The sequence below is a fragment of the Lewinella sp. W8 genome (assembly GCF_004375085.3).
Taxonomy (GTDB): domain Bacteria; phylum Bacteroidota; class Bacteroidia; order Chitinophagales; family Saprospiraceae; genus Neolewinella.
Genome location: NZ_SNAQ03000001.1, coordinates 68,607 through 83,137 on the forward strand (window position 1 = coordinate 68,607; position 14,531 = coordinate 83,137).

13 protein-coding genes are annotated in these 14,531 nt (G+C 58.3%); 5 read left to right on the plus strand and 8 right to left on the minus strand.

What is annotated here, in order from left to right; genetic code table 11:
* Window positions 1-182: 182 nt before the first annotated feature.
* The gene (gene rsgA, locus E1J53_RS00275) at window positions 183-1,157 is read right to left on the minus strand and encodes a ribosome small subunit-dependent GTPase A (RefSeq protein WP_134269980.1); all 975 of its coding nucleotides are present in this window, start codon (window positions 1,155-1,157) and stop codon (window positions 183-185) included.
* Between the two features lie 59 nt (window positions 1,158-1,216).
* On the opposite strand from rsgA, the gene E1J53_RS00280 reads away from it, so the two are divergent.
* The gene (locus E1J53_RS00280; protein WP_134269981.1) at window positions 1,217-3,184 is read left to right on the plus strand and encodes a tetratricopeptide repeat protein; all 1,968 of its coding nucleotides are present in this window, start codon (window positions 1,217-1,219) and stop codon (window positions 3,182-3,184) included.
* On the opposite strand, the gene E1J53_RS00285 is transcribed toward E1J53_RS00280, so the two are convergent.
* Complete coding sequence (locus E1J53_RS00285; RefSeq protein WP_134269982.1) at window positions 3,185-3,670, minus strand: regulatory protein RecX; 486 nt, start codon at window positions 3,668-3,670, stop codon at window positions 3,185-3,187. It lies immediately after the preceding gene.
* A 250-nt stretch (window positions 3,671-3,920) separates the two neighbouring features.
* Between E1J53_RS00285 and E1J53_RS00290 the strand changes: the two genes are divergently transcribed.
* Window positions 3,921-4,736: a mechanosensitive ion channel family protein gene (locus E1J53_RS00290; protein ID WP_134269983.1), complete on the plus strand. Its 816-nt coding sequence runs from the start codon at window positions 3,921-3,923 to the stop codon at window positions 4,734-4,736.
* Window positions 4,737-4,799: 63 nt separating this feature from the next.
* Here E1J53_RS00290 and E1J53_RS00295 read toward each other — a convergent pair whose 3' ends face one another.
* The 3 genes from E1J53_RS00295 to E1J53_RS00305 form a co-directional block, all read right to left on the minus strand.
* Window positions 4,800-5,516 carry an outer membrane beta-barrel protein gene (locus E1J53_RS00295; RefSeq protein ID WP_134269984.1) on the minus strand — a complete coding sequence of 239 codons (717 nt, stop codon included), beginning with the start codon at window positions 5,514-5,516 and terminating at the stop codon, window positions 4,800-4,802.
* Between the two features lie 139 nt (window positions 5,517-5,655).
* Complete coding sequence (locus E1J53_RS00300) at window positions 5,656-6,420, minus strand: acetolactate decarboxylase (protein ID WP_216649986.1); 765 nt, start codon at window positions 6,418-6,420, stop codon at window positions 5,656-5,658.
* A gap of 6 nt (window positions 6,421-6,426) precedes the next feature.
* Complete coding sequence (locus E1J53_RS00305; RefSeq protein ID WP_134269985.1) at window positions 6,427-7,230, minus strand: pseudouridine synthase; 804 nt, start codon at window positions 7,228-7,230, stop codon at window positions 6,427-6,429.
* 148 nt (window positions 7,231-7,378) lie between these two features.
* Between E1J53_RS00305 and E1J53_RS00310 the strand changes: the two genes are divergently transcribed.
* The 3 genes from E1J53_RS00310 (at window position 7,379) to E1J53_RS00320 (ending at window position 10,721) form a co-directional block, all read left to right on the plus strand.
* On the plus strand, window positions 7,379-8,011 hold the full coding sequence (locus tag E1J53_RS00310) for an NAD(P)-dependent oxidoreductase (RefSeq protein ID WP_134269986.1): 633 nt from the start codon (window positions 7,379-7,381) through the stop codon (window positions 8,009-8,011).
* 36 nt (window positions 8,012-8,047) lie between these two features.
* Entirely contained in the window at window positions 8,048-9,583 is a 1,536-nt protein-coding gene (locus E1J53_RS00315; protein WP_134269987.1) for a M20/M25/M40 family metallo-hydrolase, read from the plus strand.
* Between the two features lie 76 nt (window positions 9,584-9,659).
* A complete protein-coding gene (locus E1J53_RS00320) occupies window positions 9,660-10,721 on the plus strand; it encodes an MBL fold metallo-hydrolase (RefSeq protein WP_253929745.1) in 1,062 nt (353 codons plus the stop codon).
* Between the two features lie 7 nt (window positions 10,722-10,728).
* Here the strand turns inward: E1J53_RS00320 and E1J53_RS00325 are convergent, their stop codons facing one another.
* The 3 genes from E1J53_RS00325 to E1J53_RS00335 all read right to left on the minus strand — a co-directional run bounded on the left by E1J53_RS00325 (window position 10,729) and on the right by E1J53_RS00335 (window position 14,345).
* Window positions 10,729-12,498 (minus strand): aminopeptidase P family protein, encoded by a 1,770-nt coding sequence (locus E1J53_RS00325; protein ID WP_134269988.1) that lies wholly within the window; start codon window positions 12,496-12,498, stop codon window positions 10,729-10,731.
* Between the two features lie 83 nt (window positions 12,499-12,581).
* Window positions 12,582-13,844, minus strand: coding sequence for a LamG-like jellyroll fold domain-containing protein (locus tag E1J53_RS00330; RefSeq protein ID WP_134269989.1), 1,263 nt, complete (start codon window positions 13,842-13,844; stop codon window positions 12,582-12,584).
* A gap of 87 nt (window positions 13,845-13,931) precedes the next feature.
* Window positions 13,932-14,345 carry a thiol-disulfide oxidoreductase DCC family protein gene (locus E1J53_RS00335; RefSeq protein ID WP_134269990.1) on the minus strand — a complete coding sequence of 138 codons (414 nt, stop codon included), beginning with the start codon at window positions 14,343-14,345 and terminating at the stop codon, window positions 13,932-13,934.
* Between the last annotated feature and the right edge of the window lie 186 nt (window positions 14,346-14,531).

Below are 14,531 nucleotides of genomic sequence, written 5' to 3' on the forward strand. Positions count from 1 at the left end.
GAAACAGGCTTCCGACCACGGATTAACCCTGGTTTGAAAAGTAGATGATTGCTCCCCGATTGCTATTGGGGCTGGCAAGGAATGTCCAATCAAAACAGTGGATTTTATCCCCCTACAGCTAAGCTGCCGGGAGCGGCGTTGCTAGCCCTCAGTAACCAGCAACTACTCAACCAGTAACCCGCTTACACTTTCCGTCTCTCCCAGTAATTCTGTCCCTCCACCTCCTCCAGGATGGTGAGGTAGGAATTGTAGCGTAGGTCCGTCACCCGGTCGTCTTCTTCCTCGACGGATTCAATGACCGCGCAGCCGGGTTCGTGGCGGTGGAGGCAGGACCCGCCGAACCGACACTCCTGACTCAGGGCGAAGATTTCCCGGAAGTTGTGGGCGACGTCCTGCGGTTTGAGGTAGTTGAAGGAAAGCGTTTTGATGCCGGGGGTGTCGATGATTTCCCCGCCAAAACTCAACGGGAAGAGTTCGGCAAAAGTGGTGGTGTGTTGTCCCTTCCCGGAATAGTCGGACAGCTCTCCGGTCCGTAATTCCAGTTCGGGCTCCACGGCGTTGACGAGCGTGGATTTTCCGACGCCACTCTGCCCGCTGATGAGGCTGCGCTTGTCGCGCAGCAGTTCCCGGAACTCCTCCAGGCCCTGGCCGGTCTCCGCCGAAACGAGCAATACGTCATAGCCAATGTCGGAATAAATCTGCTGGATCACCTCAAAGGTTTCCAGTTCGTCTTCGCCGTAAATGTCGGCCTTGTTGAAGACGATGGTGGTCGGAATGTTGAAGGGCTCGGTCATCAGCAAAAACCGGTCAATGAAGCCGAGCTTAAGGTCCGGAACGATGACGGTCACGATCACTACCGCCTGGTCAATGTTGGAGGCCAGGAGGTGCAGTGCGTGTCGTTTCCGCGGACTCTGGCGCACCACGTAATTCCTCCGGTCTTCAATTTCGCGGATGGCGCCCGTTTCTTCGTCGCCCGTACTTTCGATGGCTACGGCCACGCGATCACCCACGGCGATGGGGTTGGTCAGCTTCTTGTCGTCAAGACGAAATCGGCCCGCCACGCGGCTGCGGAGCAGGGAAGCCCCGGCCGGGCTGGGCTCGTCCAGCTGCACGTTATACCAACTCCCGGTAGATTTTATTACGGTTCCTTTTTGCATCTTTTGTATTAAGGGCTGGCGAGTGGGCAAAGTTGCGATGTCTTGTGTACTTTCACCCTATGGCGAAGCAGTCCAAGCAGAAAAAAAGATCAACGGAGGCCAACAAACCGGGCCCCGCATGGTACCGGGCGTTCCGGTTCCAACTGTTGGCGGTGATCGTTTTGTCCGCCGGAGTGTACCTGAACACCCTGGGGCACGAGTATGCGCTGGACGATGCCATCGTGATTACGGACAACGTGATCGTGCAAAAGGGGATCGCCGGTTGGGGAGAACTCTTTACCTATGATACCTTTTACGGTTTCTTCCAGGATGAAGATAAGGCCCAATTGGTGGCCGGTGGGCGCTATCGCCCGCTGACACCCGCCATGTTTGCGCTGGAGCAACAACTCTTCGGCGGCCCCACCGCCCATCACTTGTTCAATGTGCTCTGGTACGCGTTGTTGTGTGCCGTCATTTTTGGCTTCGTCCGGGATATCTCGCGCGGGCGAAAGGAGCTTCCCTGGTGGTTTGCGGTGGCCACGGCCATCCTCTTTGCGGTTCATCCGCTGCACACCGAGGCGGTCGCCAACATCAAGGGGCGGGACGAAATCGTGGCGCTGCTGGGGGTGGTCGCCGGCTCGTGGCTGGTCTGGCGGGCGGCGGTAAATGAGCGTTGGTTGGGCGCGGTCGCAGGTGCCGGGCTGTTCTTCCTGGGCTGTCTGGCCAAGGAGAATGCCATCACCTTCCTGGCCGTTATCCCGGCCATGCTGTTTCTGGTCCGGGGCAAAGATTTCCGTTGGGCCGAACTGAAGTATTACCTCCCCGTGGTGGCCTTGGCGGGCTTGTTCCTGGTCATCCGGAGCAGGGTAATCGGGTTCTCACTGGGAGAGCCCGTGATGGAACTCCTGAACAATCCCTTTCTGGAGTTGCGCGACGGACAGTGGGTGCCCCTCAGCGCCGGTGATCGCCTGGCCACCGTCATGCATACGCTCTGGGAATATTTGCGCCTCTTGTTTGCTCCCTATGGACTGGTACACGACTATTACCCCCGGGCAATTCCCGTGATGGACTGGGCCAGCCTGACGCCCTGGCTCGGCCTGTTATTGCACCTGGGGTTGGGCCTGTTCGTGGTCCTGAAGTTCCGGCAGTTTCCCCTGGCGGCCCTGGGCATCGTGATTTACCTGGCCTCCCTGTCGATCGTCAGCAACGTATTTTTCAGTGTGGGCACCAATATGTCCGAGCGGTTCCTGTTCATGCCCTCCCTGGGGTGGGCGCTGGCCGTGACCGTGGGGGTGGCGACGCTGGTCCGCCGCTTTGGCGGCGGCCTGGCCTGGCTAGTTCCGGTGGTGGCGCTGGTCTTTAGCGTGCTGACCATCAATCGGAATCCGGTCTGGAAGAATAATTTCACGCTGTTTACCACCGACGTGGAAAAGCAGCCCAACAGCGCCAAGCTGCTGAATGCCTCCGGTGGCGTGCGCCTGGACCGCTACCAGAGTCTTCCGGAAACCAGTCGGGCCAACCAGCAACAATTGCTGCTGGATGCCCGTCGGGACCTGACGCGGGCCACGGAAATTCACCCCACCTACCGCAATGCCTTTTTGCTTCGGGGAAACGCCGAGCTGCTGCTGAAAAACTACGATGCGGCCATCGCCGACTATGACCACGTACTGGACCTGGACGGCGGCTACCAGCCGGCGCGGGACAATATGCTACGGGCCCTCACGGCCGCCGGCCGGGCTGCCGGTGAGGAGCGTGGAGACCTCAACGCCGCTTTTGGCTACCTGAGAAGAGCCGAGCAACTTGCCCCCAACGACTACGAGACCCTACGGTTACTGGGAGTTGCTTCGGGTGTGTCCGGCCGCACCCAGGAAGCGGTGGAGTATTTCCGCCGAGCCTACGAAGTTCAGCCGGAAAACGCGGATGCGATCTGGAATTACGGGGCTGCCCTGTATCAGAACGGCCAACCCGAACTGGCGGAAGAGTACTTTGGGCGGGCGGAAGCCATCAACCCGAATATCCGGAGTGAACGGATGGGGCTCGGGCAGTAGCTACAGTCCGAGGCGATTGATCGTTTCCCACACGAGGGGGGCTTCAAATCCCCGGCCAACGGCGTAGTTGGCCAGCTTTCTCCGCCGGAGGTAGGGGTGCTTGGCCTTTTTTTCCTGGCGGTCCCGGCGAAGTAGTTCCGCCTCAAGGGTTTCGAGGTAGTCCGTTTCCTCAATTTCTTCCATGGCCTTACGGATGCAGTATTCGCTGATCTCCCTCTGCTTGAGCTCCCGCTTAATGCGGTAGCGCCCCCAACGCTTCATGCGGAATTTCCCCCGGGCGTAGGTGCGGGCAAAACGCTCCTCGTCCAGAAACTTTTCTCCGATGAGATCTACGATGATGGATTCGGCTTCGTCACCCCGAAAACCCAACTCCCTTAGCTTTTGCCGGGCTTCCTGGTGACAACGGTCCTGGTAGGCACAGTAATGTTGTAGTGCCTCCAGTGCCTGCTGGTAGGTGTAGACGGCCTTGGGGGATTTTTGTGCCACGGGAAAGGAAAGTGAATGGTCAAAGTTAAGATTAATTGTTGGGATGTATTTTTTTTAAAGCAAAATGTGCTTGGGGGGAGGGTGACAAAATCTCTCAAAAGCAAGGCCGGAAAAGCATCGGGGGAACCCCGAAGCGGTTACTTTTTCTTGCTTCATCCGTCTTTATCAGCGTTATATAGATTTTCTGCATCTTTAAATAACTTTTTCACCCCCCAATTTCGGGATCATAACCACCCAATTACCGTATACTATGTTCGACTTTTTGACCGAAGAACAAATGGCACTGGCCACTCAGTGGGCCATCAACATCGCCGGAGCCCTGCTCGTACTCATCATTGGCTTTTGGATTGCCAACCGTCTGGCTGGCTTCGTGGGCAAACGCCTGAAAAAATCCGGTGCCGACAAGACCGTTACCCCTTTCCTCACCTCCGTGATGGGCACGGGACTAAAAATACTCGTTCTCCTGGCCGTTGCGGGGATGATCGGGATTGAAACCGCCAGTTTCATCGCCGTATTTGGCGCCTTAGCCTTCGCCGTCGGCATGGCTCTGCAGGGCACCCTGGGGCACTTTGCCAGTGGCGTAATGCTGCTATTCTTCCGCCCCTACCGCGTGGGCGACCTGGTCACCATCGGCGGTGGGCAAACGGGCACCGTCACCGAAGTGCAGATTTTCAATACCATCCTGGCCACCCTCGATAACAAGCGGGTAATCGTACCTAACGGAACCGTGACCAGCAACGTAATCACCAACATCTCCGGCCAGGGGCAAATCGGCGTCGAACTTACCTTTGGGATCGGCTACGGGGATGACATCGACAAGGCACGTCGGATCATCCTTGAGGTCGGAAAAGAATGCCCCTGGATTCTCGACGACCCCGCTCAGGGCGTGGTGGTTGCAGAATTGGGTGACAGCTCCGTTAATCTGGCCACGCGTCCTTTCTGTAAGAGTGAACACTACTGGGACACCTTCTTCTACATGCAGGAGAACGTCAAAAAAGCCTTTGATCGTGAGGGCGTAAGTATTCCCTTCCCGCAGCGGGACATTCACATGATCAGCAACAATTAATTTTCGGATTGATAATCCCCAAACGTGTGCGTGGGCGGTTGTTAACTGCCCACGCTTTTTTGTTTATAGCCGGTAGTGAAGGCCAATCAGCCCCGCGATTTGGTGGTCTTCCAGATTAGGGAAAACGGTGAGTTGTCCCGTCAGGCTCACGAAGATATTCTCGGATAGGTCTTTTTCGAGGCGAGCAGAAAGTGGAAGGGCGAGGGCATTTCGATTGGCCGTGGTGAAAAACTCTACCAGAGAATTTGTCCTCCGATCTTCCGTGAAATCCACTTCCAGGCGATTCCGGTATTCATGACTTCTGGATAAAAAGGAGAAGCCTGCCCCCAAATATCCGCGGAGCTTCTGGTCCTGAAGTACACAGTACTGGACCTGGACGCCAAGTTGAAATGCCGTCAGCTTATTGTCGGCTGGCGCCCGGAATTCTACCGGCTCGGGCACGGTGCTGGAAACTCCGAAAATGGCGAAGTCATTTTCGTAGAGCCTGCCGGAATAGGTCTGGAACTGAGCAAAGCCGGTCAGCCGCCAACGGGGATTGATGTCCAGTCCTACTTCCAGCCCAAGGGCAGGACCCAGATTGGACTCAGTAATATTCCCAAGGCTGTACAAATAATCATTTCCTTCAATAGTGTACACTACTTCCTGAAAGTCAGAAAAAGTCAAGTAGTCGGCTATTCCCGCCTGCAGACCAACGGACCATTTGCTGTCCGTCTGGGAAGAGAGGGTGAAAGAGAAGAAAAAGAGGAGGGCAAGCAGGGAAACCTTCTGGGTGTTTTTCATGACTGGGTACTTCAGGTAACGTAGTGTAGAATGAATACCCTAATAAAGTGGGCGTTATGACACCGATCAAGTGCTTAACACTATTTAACCTCCACCTTATAATTTCCGCAAGAAAAGGCCGCGGGTTACCCGAAATCAATTACTGACCAGCGGGAAGCAGCAGTTGCACGTCTTTGAAGCTTACCTCATCCAAGTGGCCCATCCAGTTTTCATCCTCGGTAACGAGGTGCAGGTGCAGGTAGGAATCGTGGTGGGTGAAAACCCCCTGATGCTTCTGGGAGTAGAAGCCGATGATCCGCACCCGTTCGGCCCCCAAAGTGTAATCGACTTGCCCCTGGTGCGCCTCTGCGGGGGAGCTTACCGGCGTACCCGGTGGAAGATTCTGCACGTGGATCACGGCCCGCTCAATTTCTCCGGTGAGTTTAAAGGGCAATGGATCGGGACTGTTGTCGACCTGCTTCACCAGGAAAGCTTCCAGTTGCTGGATGGTCTTGACCTCCGGGGGGAGGGGAATAGACTTCCAGTCGTTAACCTTCGCCCGGACAAAAAACGGGGCGGAGGAAGCGGGGAATTCTTCCACGACCATCGTACTGTCGGAAGTTACTCTCGACACGTACACCTTGCCATCATCGATGGTAACTTCTCCCCGCAGGCCCACCAGGGGGCCAATGCCGTAAAGTCCCTGGCGATCGCCGAGGGTGTCAAAGCGAATCAACCCGTCAAGTTTTCCTTCCCACATGACGCGCTTCATGGCGCCGGTGATCAGGACCTCGGGCGGGGAGCTCTCATCGGTTTGTTGTGTATGGTCGGGCTCCGTACCGCAACTGGTAAAGAGGATGGCAATCGAGAGGAGCAGAAGGGGAACGGTAAAGAAAGGGGCCCGAATGTGGTGAAGGGTAGTCATATTGCGTTAACTGAAATGGCGGATCATCCGGACTTCCTCGGCGGTGAGAAAACGGTAGAATCCCCGCGGTAAGTTTTTCTTGGTTAAGCCCGCCAGGTAGACCCGGTCCAGCTTTTCAACCGTGTAGCCGAGGTGCTCGAAGGCCCGGCGGACGATGCGATTCCGGCCAATGTGGATTTGCAGGGCGATGGTTTGAAAATCATCCGGACTGGCGGGGCGTACCCAATTGACCCGAAAGGGACCGTCCTCCAGCTCATAACCGACCTCCATCTGGGCCAGATCGGTGACGGAGAACTTCTTGTCTAAGGTCGCGTGGTAGATTTTGCTGACTTCATGCTTCGGGTGGGTGAGCCGCTTGGCTACGTCACCATCGTTGGTAATGAGCAGCAAGCCCGTGGTGTCCCGGTCGAGCCGACCTACGGGGAACAGCCGGTAGTTCTCCAGTGCGGGGTCCTGCAACAAATCCATGACCGTCGTCCGGTCAAGTTCATCACTGGTGGTGGTGATGACGTTTCGGGGTTTATTCAGCAGGATGTACACGAACTGCTCGTCGGGTTGGACTACTTTCCCGGAATACTCCACCACGTCCCCTGCCTGGATTTGGTAGGCGGGATTGTCCTGCACCGAGCCGTTGACGATCACCTTGCCGGCCTTTACCAGGTCGCCGGCCTGCCGACGGCTGGCGACCCCGCTATGGGCGAGGTACTTGTTCAACCGCATACCAACGAGGTCTTCCGCTTTACGGGCCAGGCCGGGAGGTTTGCCACTGTTGCGGGCCTGGGATCGCTGAAATCGACGGGGCTTCTTCATGCCGCGAAGATACGCAAGCCGCTCGCTCCCCCTATATTTGGTTTGAAGCACTTTGATTTGCGGGTACACCCCGTAACCCCCTTACTTTAGGTAGCCTTCGGGCGCTGCCTACGAAATCACTTTGAATACCCACAACAATCTTACCACCATGCATTCCCTCGTCATTGGCGCCACCGGCCGTACCGGTCAGGAGTTCGTTAAGCAAGCCCTGGCCGCCGGCCAGCGGGTAACCGCCCTGGTGCGCTCCCCCGAAAAAGTAACGATCACGGACGCCGGCTTGACCGTTCTCCAAGGTAATGGCCGGAATGCGGCGACCGTAAACCAGGCCGTAGCGGCCGGACCCTACGACGCCATCCTGATCCTGGTGGGGGGCGGATTGGTCCGGAGTACGGTCAATCAGGTCATCACCCAACACGTCATCGCGGCGATGAAGAAAAATAAGTCAACCGCCCGGCTCTGGATCCTCAGTGCGGCGGGAACCGGGAATAGCGTTGATCAGGTCAGCTTCTTCGCCAAAGCGCTCAAGGCGACGGTCCTACGGGCACCCTTCGGAGACCACGAGCGCCAGGAAACGGACGTGCGTAGTAGTGGTCTGCCCTACACCATCGTGCGCCCGGTGGGCCTCACCGAAGACCCGGTGTCTGGGGGGAAGTACATCGCCAAGGAAGAAGGAAAAGTGCCGAAGAATACCATCCCGCGGGCAGACGTGGCGCACTACATGGTGCATCATCTCACCGACCCCGGGCTGGAGGCCAAAGCGGTCACCATGTCGTCGACCTAGTTTGAATCACCGACGGGCGCTGCTTACCTTCCGGACATGAAAAAAATGGATTGGAAATTACCGACGCAACTTTGCCTTTACCTGGTTTTGCTTGGCACCTGCGTTCACGCCCAAAGCCTCCACGACCGCACGCTGGCGTCTCTCGAACTTTACCAAGAGTTCCTTGCGATACCCAACGACGCCAACATCGAAGGCCAGTTGGAGCCGAATCTGCAGTGGCTTGAACGGGAGTTTCGCCGCCGGGGTTTCCGGCAACAGCGCCTGAAGAATGCGGGCATCGACCTGCTGCTGGCTGAATATCCGGCGGACAGTCCGGATGCGCCCACCGTGCTGTTTTACGGCCACGTGGACGGGCAGGCCGTTGACCCCGCCAAATGGGTGCTTTCGCCCCCCTTTGACCCCGTCTACGGCTACATGGAAGCCCTGCCGGACGGTACCATCAAATACACCAAAGCGGATCAACTTCCCCCCGATCCGGCCAGCACCGACGTGCGACTCTTTGGCCGGTCATCCAGCGACGCCAAGGCCCCGATCATGCTGTTTTTTGTCGCCTGGGACCAACTCCGGGCCGAAGGGGTGCGACCGGACTACCACGTGAAGTTCATCATCGACCCCATGGAAGAGGGGAGTAGTCCGGATTTGCCGGGGGCGGTGGTTACCCACCGGGAAGCGCTGGCGGCGGATCACCTGATTATTCTTGACGGTCCCGTCCACACCACCAACCAGCCGACCCTCGTGGGCGGCGCCCGGGGCATCGCCACGGCCCGCCTGACCGTTTACGGACCCAAACTTCCCCAGCATAGCGGGCATTACGGAAATTATGCCCCCAATCCGGCACTGCGGTTGGCTCAGCTGATTGCCTCGATGAAAAACGATGCCGGAAGGGTAACCATTCCCGGGTATTACGATGGCATTGACCTTGATGAAGGTACCCAGCAGTTACTGGCCGGGGTGCCGGATCAACTCGACGCCATTCACCAAAAAATTGGATTTTCTGAGCCGGACGGGGTCGGTAGTAATCTGCAGGAAGCTCTGCAGTATCCCAGCCTGAACGTTCGCGGGATGAGCAGTGGCTGGGTGGGGCGCGCGGCGCGTACCATCATTCCCGCCACCGCCGTAGCCAATTTCGATTTGCGCCTCGTCAAGGAAAGCGACGGCGATCGGTTACTGGACCTCCTGCGTGGCCACATCAGCGCCCAGGGCTACTACCTGGTGCCGGAAGGACGGGAGCCAACGGATGAGGAGCGCGCCAGATACCCCCGGCTGGCAAGTTTCGCCGGCAAAACGAGCTACGGGGCTTTTCGCACGGATCTGAACGGCCCCACCGGCTCCTGGCTGCAATCAGCGCTGCGGAACACCTTCGGGAAAAAGCCGGTACTGATCAGAACGATGGGGGGCTCCGTGCCCATCGCGCCCTTCGTCAACATTCTCGACGTTCCTGCCGTAGTCCTGCCGCTGGTTAATCCGGACAATAATCAGCACAGCCCCAACGAAAATATCCTCCTGAAAAATTATTTCCGCGGCGCGGAGACGCTGTATGGCGTGCTGCGGGAACCGTTGTCCGGTCGGTAAGTGGGGGCTAAAAAAATGGGGGGAAATTCCAACCGATTAACGGTTCATACACTTCCAACAGCTAAAACCCCACACCTTGGAGTATCTGCTTAACCCCGACCTCCCCGTATTACCCGCAAAGGCCGAAGAATGGCGCGGCAACCCCATCCAGGGCCGGGAATTTCAGTATCTCCAGGATGCCTTCCGTCCGGACTGGGGGGCATTATTGCGCATGCTGGTGACCCCAAACCCGCAACGAAAGGAAAAAAAGGCCGACCAGTGGGTGCCGGCGTTGAGTACTGATTTGTCCTACCTTGACGATCGCCGGGGGAACTGGGTGACCTGGTTCGGTCACGCCTGTTTTCTGGTGCAACTCAATGGCGTGCGGCTGTTGATCGACCCCCAACTACGGGATATGCCGCTGGTGCCCCGGCGGGTCCCCAGCCCCGTGGCGCTGGAAGATATTCGGGGCGTTGATTATCTGCTACTCAGCCACGATCACCGTGACCACGTGGACGAAAAGAGCGTCCGTACCCTGGTACAGCATAATCCGATCCGGAAGATTCTTTGTCCGCTGAAGTTGTCCAACGTAATCCGTCCGTGGGTGGGCGAAACGGCCATCGAGGAGGCGGCCTGGTACCAGATTTACGACACCCTTGCCGACGGCATCCGCATTACCTTTTTGCCCAGTCGCCACTGGTGCCGGCGGGGGCTGACGGACTTTAACCGGGTCCTTTGGGGCAGCTTTATGCTGGAAGCACTCGACGATACCGCCGGACCTTCGGCAGGGCGAGGGACCGCAGGTGCTGCGTTAACCCGTCCGGCCAGGCACACGGTGTATTTCGCCGGGGATTCGGCCGAAACGGCCTACTGGGAGGAGGTGGGTAACCTGTTTCAGCACATCGATCTGGCCCTCATGGGCATTGGTGCCTATAAGCCCGCCTTCATGATGCAGGACAACCACGCCAACCCGGAGGAGGCCTTTCGGGGGTTCCGGGCCCTCGGGGCCGACCGGTGGTGGCCGATGCACCACGGTACGTATGACCTGAGTAACGAGCCGGCTTCTGAGCCCATCCGGTGGGCAACCCGCCTGATGGAAGACGCGGAGCTGGCCGATCGCCTCGTGCAGCCCCCCTTGGGGGCACCCCATTGGTTATAAACCTTGTCTAAAGCGCCGCGCAGGCGGCCGTGAGCCAGGCCTGCTCCTCCTGGTCTTCCAGGAGCGGACCGACTTCCGCCAGTACCCGGGCGTGGTAATCATTCACCCACGCGAGCTGGGCCGGAGACAGCATCTCCTTTACGATGAGTTGTCGGTCAATGGGGAAGAGCGTAAGGGTTTCGAACCGCAGCCAGTCCTCCCGCTCACCTTCCGTTACCAGCACGAGGTTTTCGGTGCGGATGCCGTAAGCCCCCTCGAGATAGTACCCCGGCTCGTTGCTGAGTACCATGCCCGGTTTCAGGGGGCGTTGCATCATGGGAGACCGCGGATTGGCGGCAATGCCCACCGGGCCCTCGTGCACGTTGAGGAAGAAGCCTACGCCATGACCAGTGCCGTGACCGTAATTCAGTTCTTCCTGCCAGAGTGGCCGCCGGGCCAGGGTGTCCAATTGTACGCCGGAAGTGCTTTTGGGGAAGCGGGCCATGGCCAGGTCGATGTGTCCCTGCAGCACCAGGGTGAAGTGCCGCTTCATGTCTTCCGTAACCGGTCCGAGGGCGAAAGTCCGGGTGATGTCCGTGGTGCCGTTGTGGTACTGTCCGCCCGAGTCAATGAGCAGCAGGCCTTCGGCCGCCAGCTGTCCGCTTCCCCGGTAGGGAGCCCGGTAGTGGATGATGGCTCCCCGCGGCCCGTAGCCCACGATTGGCGGGAAGCTGTCCGTTACGTAGAGGGGAAGTTCGGCGCGCAGCGCCGTCAGTTTGGCCCCGACTTCATATTCATTTACGCCCTCCGGAATGGCCTGATCCAGCCACCGGCGTAATTTGAGTAGTGGGACCGCGTCTTGCCGGAGCGCTTCCCGAAGGTGGTTGATGGCTACCTCGTTTTTGATGGCCTTCCAGTCGGGAATCGGACTGGCGATCTGGGCGGCCTTATCGTCTCCCGCGTACATGCACAACCGCGCGGAGGTCGTGGCGGGATCAAGACCAATGTCGGCGTTCAGGGCGTTGATCCGGCGCAGGAAACTGCTCATCTTATCGTAGTCGTGGACTTCCAGCAGAGCCTTCCAGGGCTCCAGCCCGGGACGGGGAGCACTGAACAGGCTGTGATCCCCCTTGGCGCCCACCACGAGGTAGCACACCGCCAGTGGATTAAAGTCGATGTCGCTGCCCCGCATGTTGAGCAGCCAGGCGATTTCGTCCAGCGCCGCAACGAGGTAGTAATCGAGGTGTTGTTCCCCGACCCAGTCCTGCATCTTTTTTAGGCGCTCCTGCCAGGGGACGCCACTGTAGTCCGGCTTATGTTCGAAAACGGATTTTCCGGGAACGGCCGGCCGGTCTTTCCAGATCTTTCGGATGAGGTCCTCCTCCGTGACGAGTTTAAGGTCGTGCTTGGCCAGCTTATTACGCATTCGGCGTACGGTATTCACGCTCACCACCCGACCGTCGCAACCCACCTGCTGCCCGCTGAGTAGCGTGCTGCCCAGCCAGTCTTCGATGGAGGGGGTGTCGGGAAGACGGTCCTTCATCAGCTCAATGCCGGTGCCCGCCAACTGATCGGTAGCCTGTAGGTAATAGCGCCCGTCCGTCCAGAGTTTCGCTTCGTGGAGCGTAACCACCAGCGTACCGGCCGAGCCGGTAAATCCACTCATCCAGATCCGGGACTCCCACCGGGGGGCGGGATATTCACTCTGATGCGGGTCCGTAGAAGGAATGATGTACGCATCAATCTGCGTTTCCAGCATGACCCTGCGCAGGGCCGCAATTTTCTCAGTTACCGTCATGGCGGGAAGATAAGCAATTAGCACGTGCGGAGCACCTCCCCACCCAGCAACTAACAACCAGCACCCAGCGGCTAGTAACCCACCTACCGCAACACCATCACACTTCCCGACTCTACGATCTCCTGGCCCTCGCAACGGAAGACCACCCGCCAGGCCATGACGCCCGGATTAACGGGTTGGCCCTGAAAGGAGCCGTCCCAGCGCCCGAAGGCGTCGGTAGTTTGGAAAAGTTGGTTACCGTAGCGATCGTACACCTCAAAGCTGATCAGCTCGGGGATCGCGAAGGGATTGGAAATGCCGAAGGTTTCATTTTCAACGGGACCGATGCCGTTGGGCGTAAAGGCCTTGGGTAGGAAAATTTCCGAACAGTCAAGGGTGGTGGGGTCGATGACCTGTAGTACGATACTGTCGCGGGCCACGCAGGTACTTTCCAGGTCGGCGATTTCGACGATGTAGGATTGACGGCCGGCCGCCACGGGAGTAATCGTCGGTTCGGCGGCGGCGGGGTTGTCTACCCCGGCAGCGGGTACCCAGTTGAAGCCCACGCCGCAATTACTGTTCAGCTGAATGGGTACCTCCTCACCCAGGAAAATCCGGCGGGTGGTGGTCAGGATGCGGTCGGGGAATTCGTAGAGGGTGCGCACTTCGGATTCCCGAAGCGATCGGTTGTAGATGCGTACTTCGTCGATCAGCCCGTCAAAGGCCGTTTCGGCGTTGCCCAGGCAACTGGAGGATCCGATGAAGATTTCTCCATTGTTCTCCACGTCAACGCGGGAAGAAGTCCCGGCTTCTCCCACCTCTGCCGCATTGAGGTAGAGGCGCACGCGGTTGGCGTCACGCACGATCGCGATGTGCTGCCAGCAGTCGCCGTTGTTGATCCGGTGGTCGATCCTGGCCTCCTGGTTGTTTTCCCGCAGGGTCACCGAAATTGTCTGCGTCAGCGGAGCGAAGCGGACGTGGAAAAACTGCAGGTTGTTGCAGTTCGTGTCCCGCTTGGAGAACAGGTACTGGGTACCGTTGACGCCGATACTCTTGAAGTACATGCTCACGGTAAAGTCTTCCGAATCAAACTCCCGGTTGATGTTGTTGGTGTTGCCACCGGGAATACGGACAAAATCATTGCCGCCATTCAGGGCCAGGCTTTGACCGTTGACCCCACAGGCGAATTCCGGTACGCCGCTGGCCACCCCGCCGTTGGAACTGTCTCCGGTAGCGTCCGAGAAGTTATTGTCAAGGGGGTAGTAGGCCACCAAACCCACTTCGGTGGGTTGCGCCAGGAGGGTTGATGCTCCGGAGGCAAAGCAAGCAAGGGTCAGGGTAAGCAGACAAAGGTAAAAGCATCGCATAGGCGAGGAGTGAGGCCGGAGGATCGATCCGGCGGGTTGTTTTGGGTCCGCGAAGGTAACGTGAATTTGTGGTCCGGAATTGCGGATTTACCCCACGAAGCGTGCCTTCCATTCCGGCCGGGGCAACCAGCAGGCCTCTTTTTTCCCGAACCACCGATAGCGGTTGGCGGCAATCCAGTTGTACACGGCATCCCGGAGCCCGCGGGGAAAAATTTTGAGGGCGGTGGAAAGGGGCGTCCATACCCCGCCCAGCAACCTGGCGGCCTCCATCGCTCCATCACTGTGGGTGTACACTTTCCCATCCCGGTACAGCACCAGGGAGCTGAGGGCCTCCAGGTCAACCCCGTGTTTAGGCAGCAGCTCTGCGGCGAGGTCCGACTGTAGGCTGGCAAAGCGCAGCACCCCGCGTTTATCCCGCTTGAGGAACCACTGTACGGCGCCGTGGCAAAGGTTGCAAACGCCATCAAAGAACAGTATCGGATGCTGGGGCTGTTGGTCCATACCAAGGGAACAAGCCGACGGCGGGGCGGTTGAATGTAACGGAGACAAGGAATGTGTGGTGACTTATTGCGTCCCTAAATGAAGATCGCGTTTGAAAGAGAATCGCAATTGATGAGTTCTCTACCCATCCCCCAATCGGAGACACCGCGCTGGCAATGCGGGTAGTAGTCACGTAGCGCCTGCCTA

Coding starts and splice junctions, on each gene's coding strand:
- rsgA (WP_134269980.1), bottom strand. CDS start 1,157: ATGCAAAAAGGAACCGTAATAAAATCTACCGGGAGTTGGTATAACGTG.
- E1J53_RS00280 (WP_134269981.1), top strand. CDS start 1,217: ATGGCGAAGCAGTCCAAGCAGAAAAAAAGATCAACGGAGGCCAACAAA.
- E1J53_RS00290 (WP_134269983.1), top strand. CDS start 3,921: ATGTTCGACTTTTTGACCGAAGAACAAATGGCACTGGCCACTCAGTGG.
- E1J53_RS00295 (WP_134269984.1), bottom strand. CDS start 5,516: ATGAAAAACACCCAGAAGGTTTCCCTGCTTGCCCTCCTCTTTTTCTTC.
- E1J53_RS00300 (WP_216649986.1), bottom strand. CDS start 6,420: ATGACTACCCTTCACCACATTCGGGCCCCTTTCTTTACCGTTCCCCTT.
- E1J53_RS00305 (WP_134269985.1), bottom strand. CDS start 7,230: ATGAAGAAGCCCCGTCGATTTCAGCGATCCCAGGCCCGCAACAGTGGC.
- E1J53_RS00310 (WP_134269986.1), top strand. CDS start 7,379: ATGCATTCCCTCGTCATTGGCGCCACCGGCCGTACCGGTCAGGAGTTC.
- E1J53_RS00315 (WP_134269987.1), top strand. CDS start 8,048: ATGAAAAAAATGGATTGGAAATTACCGACGCAACTTTGCCTTTACCTG.
- E1J53_RS00325 (WP_134269988.1), bottom strand. CDS start 12,498: ATGACGGTAACTGAGAAAATTGCGGCCCTGCGCAGGGTCATGCTGGAA.
- E1J53_RS00330 (WP_134269989.1), bottom strand. CDS start 13,844: ATGCGATGCTTTTACCTTTGTCTGCTTACCCTGACCCTTGCTTGCTTT.
- E1J53_RS00335 (WP_134269990.1), bottom strand. CDS start 14,345: ATGGACCAACAGCCCCAGCATCCGATACTGTTCTTTGATGGCGTTTGC.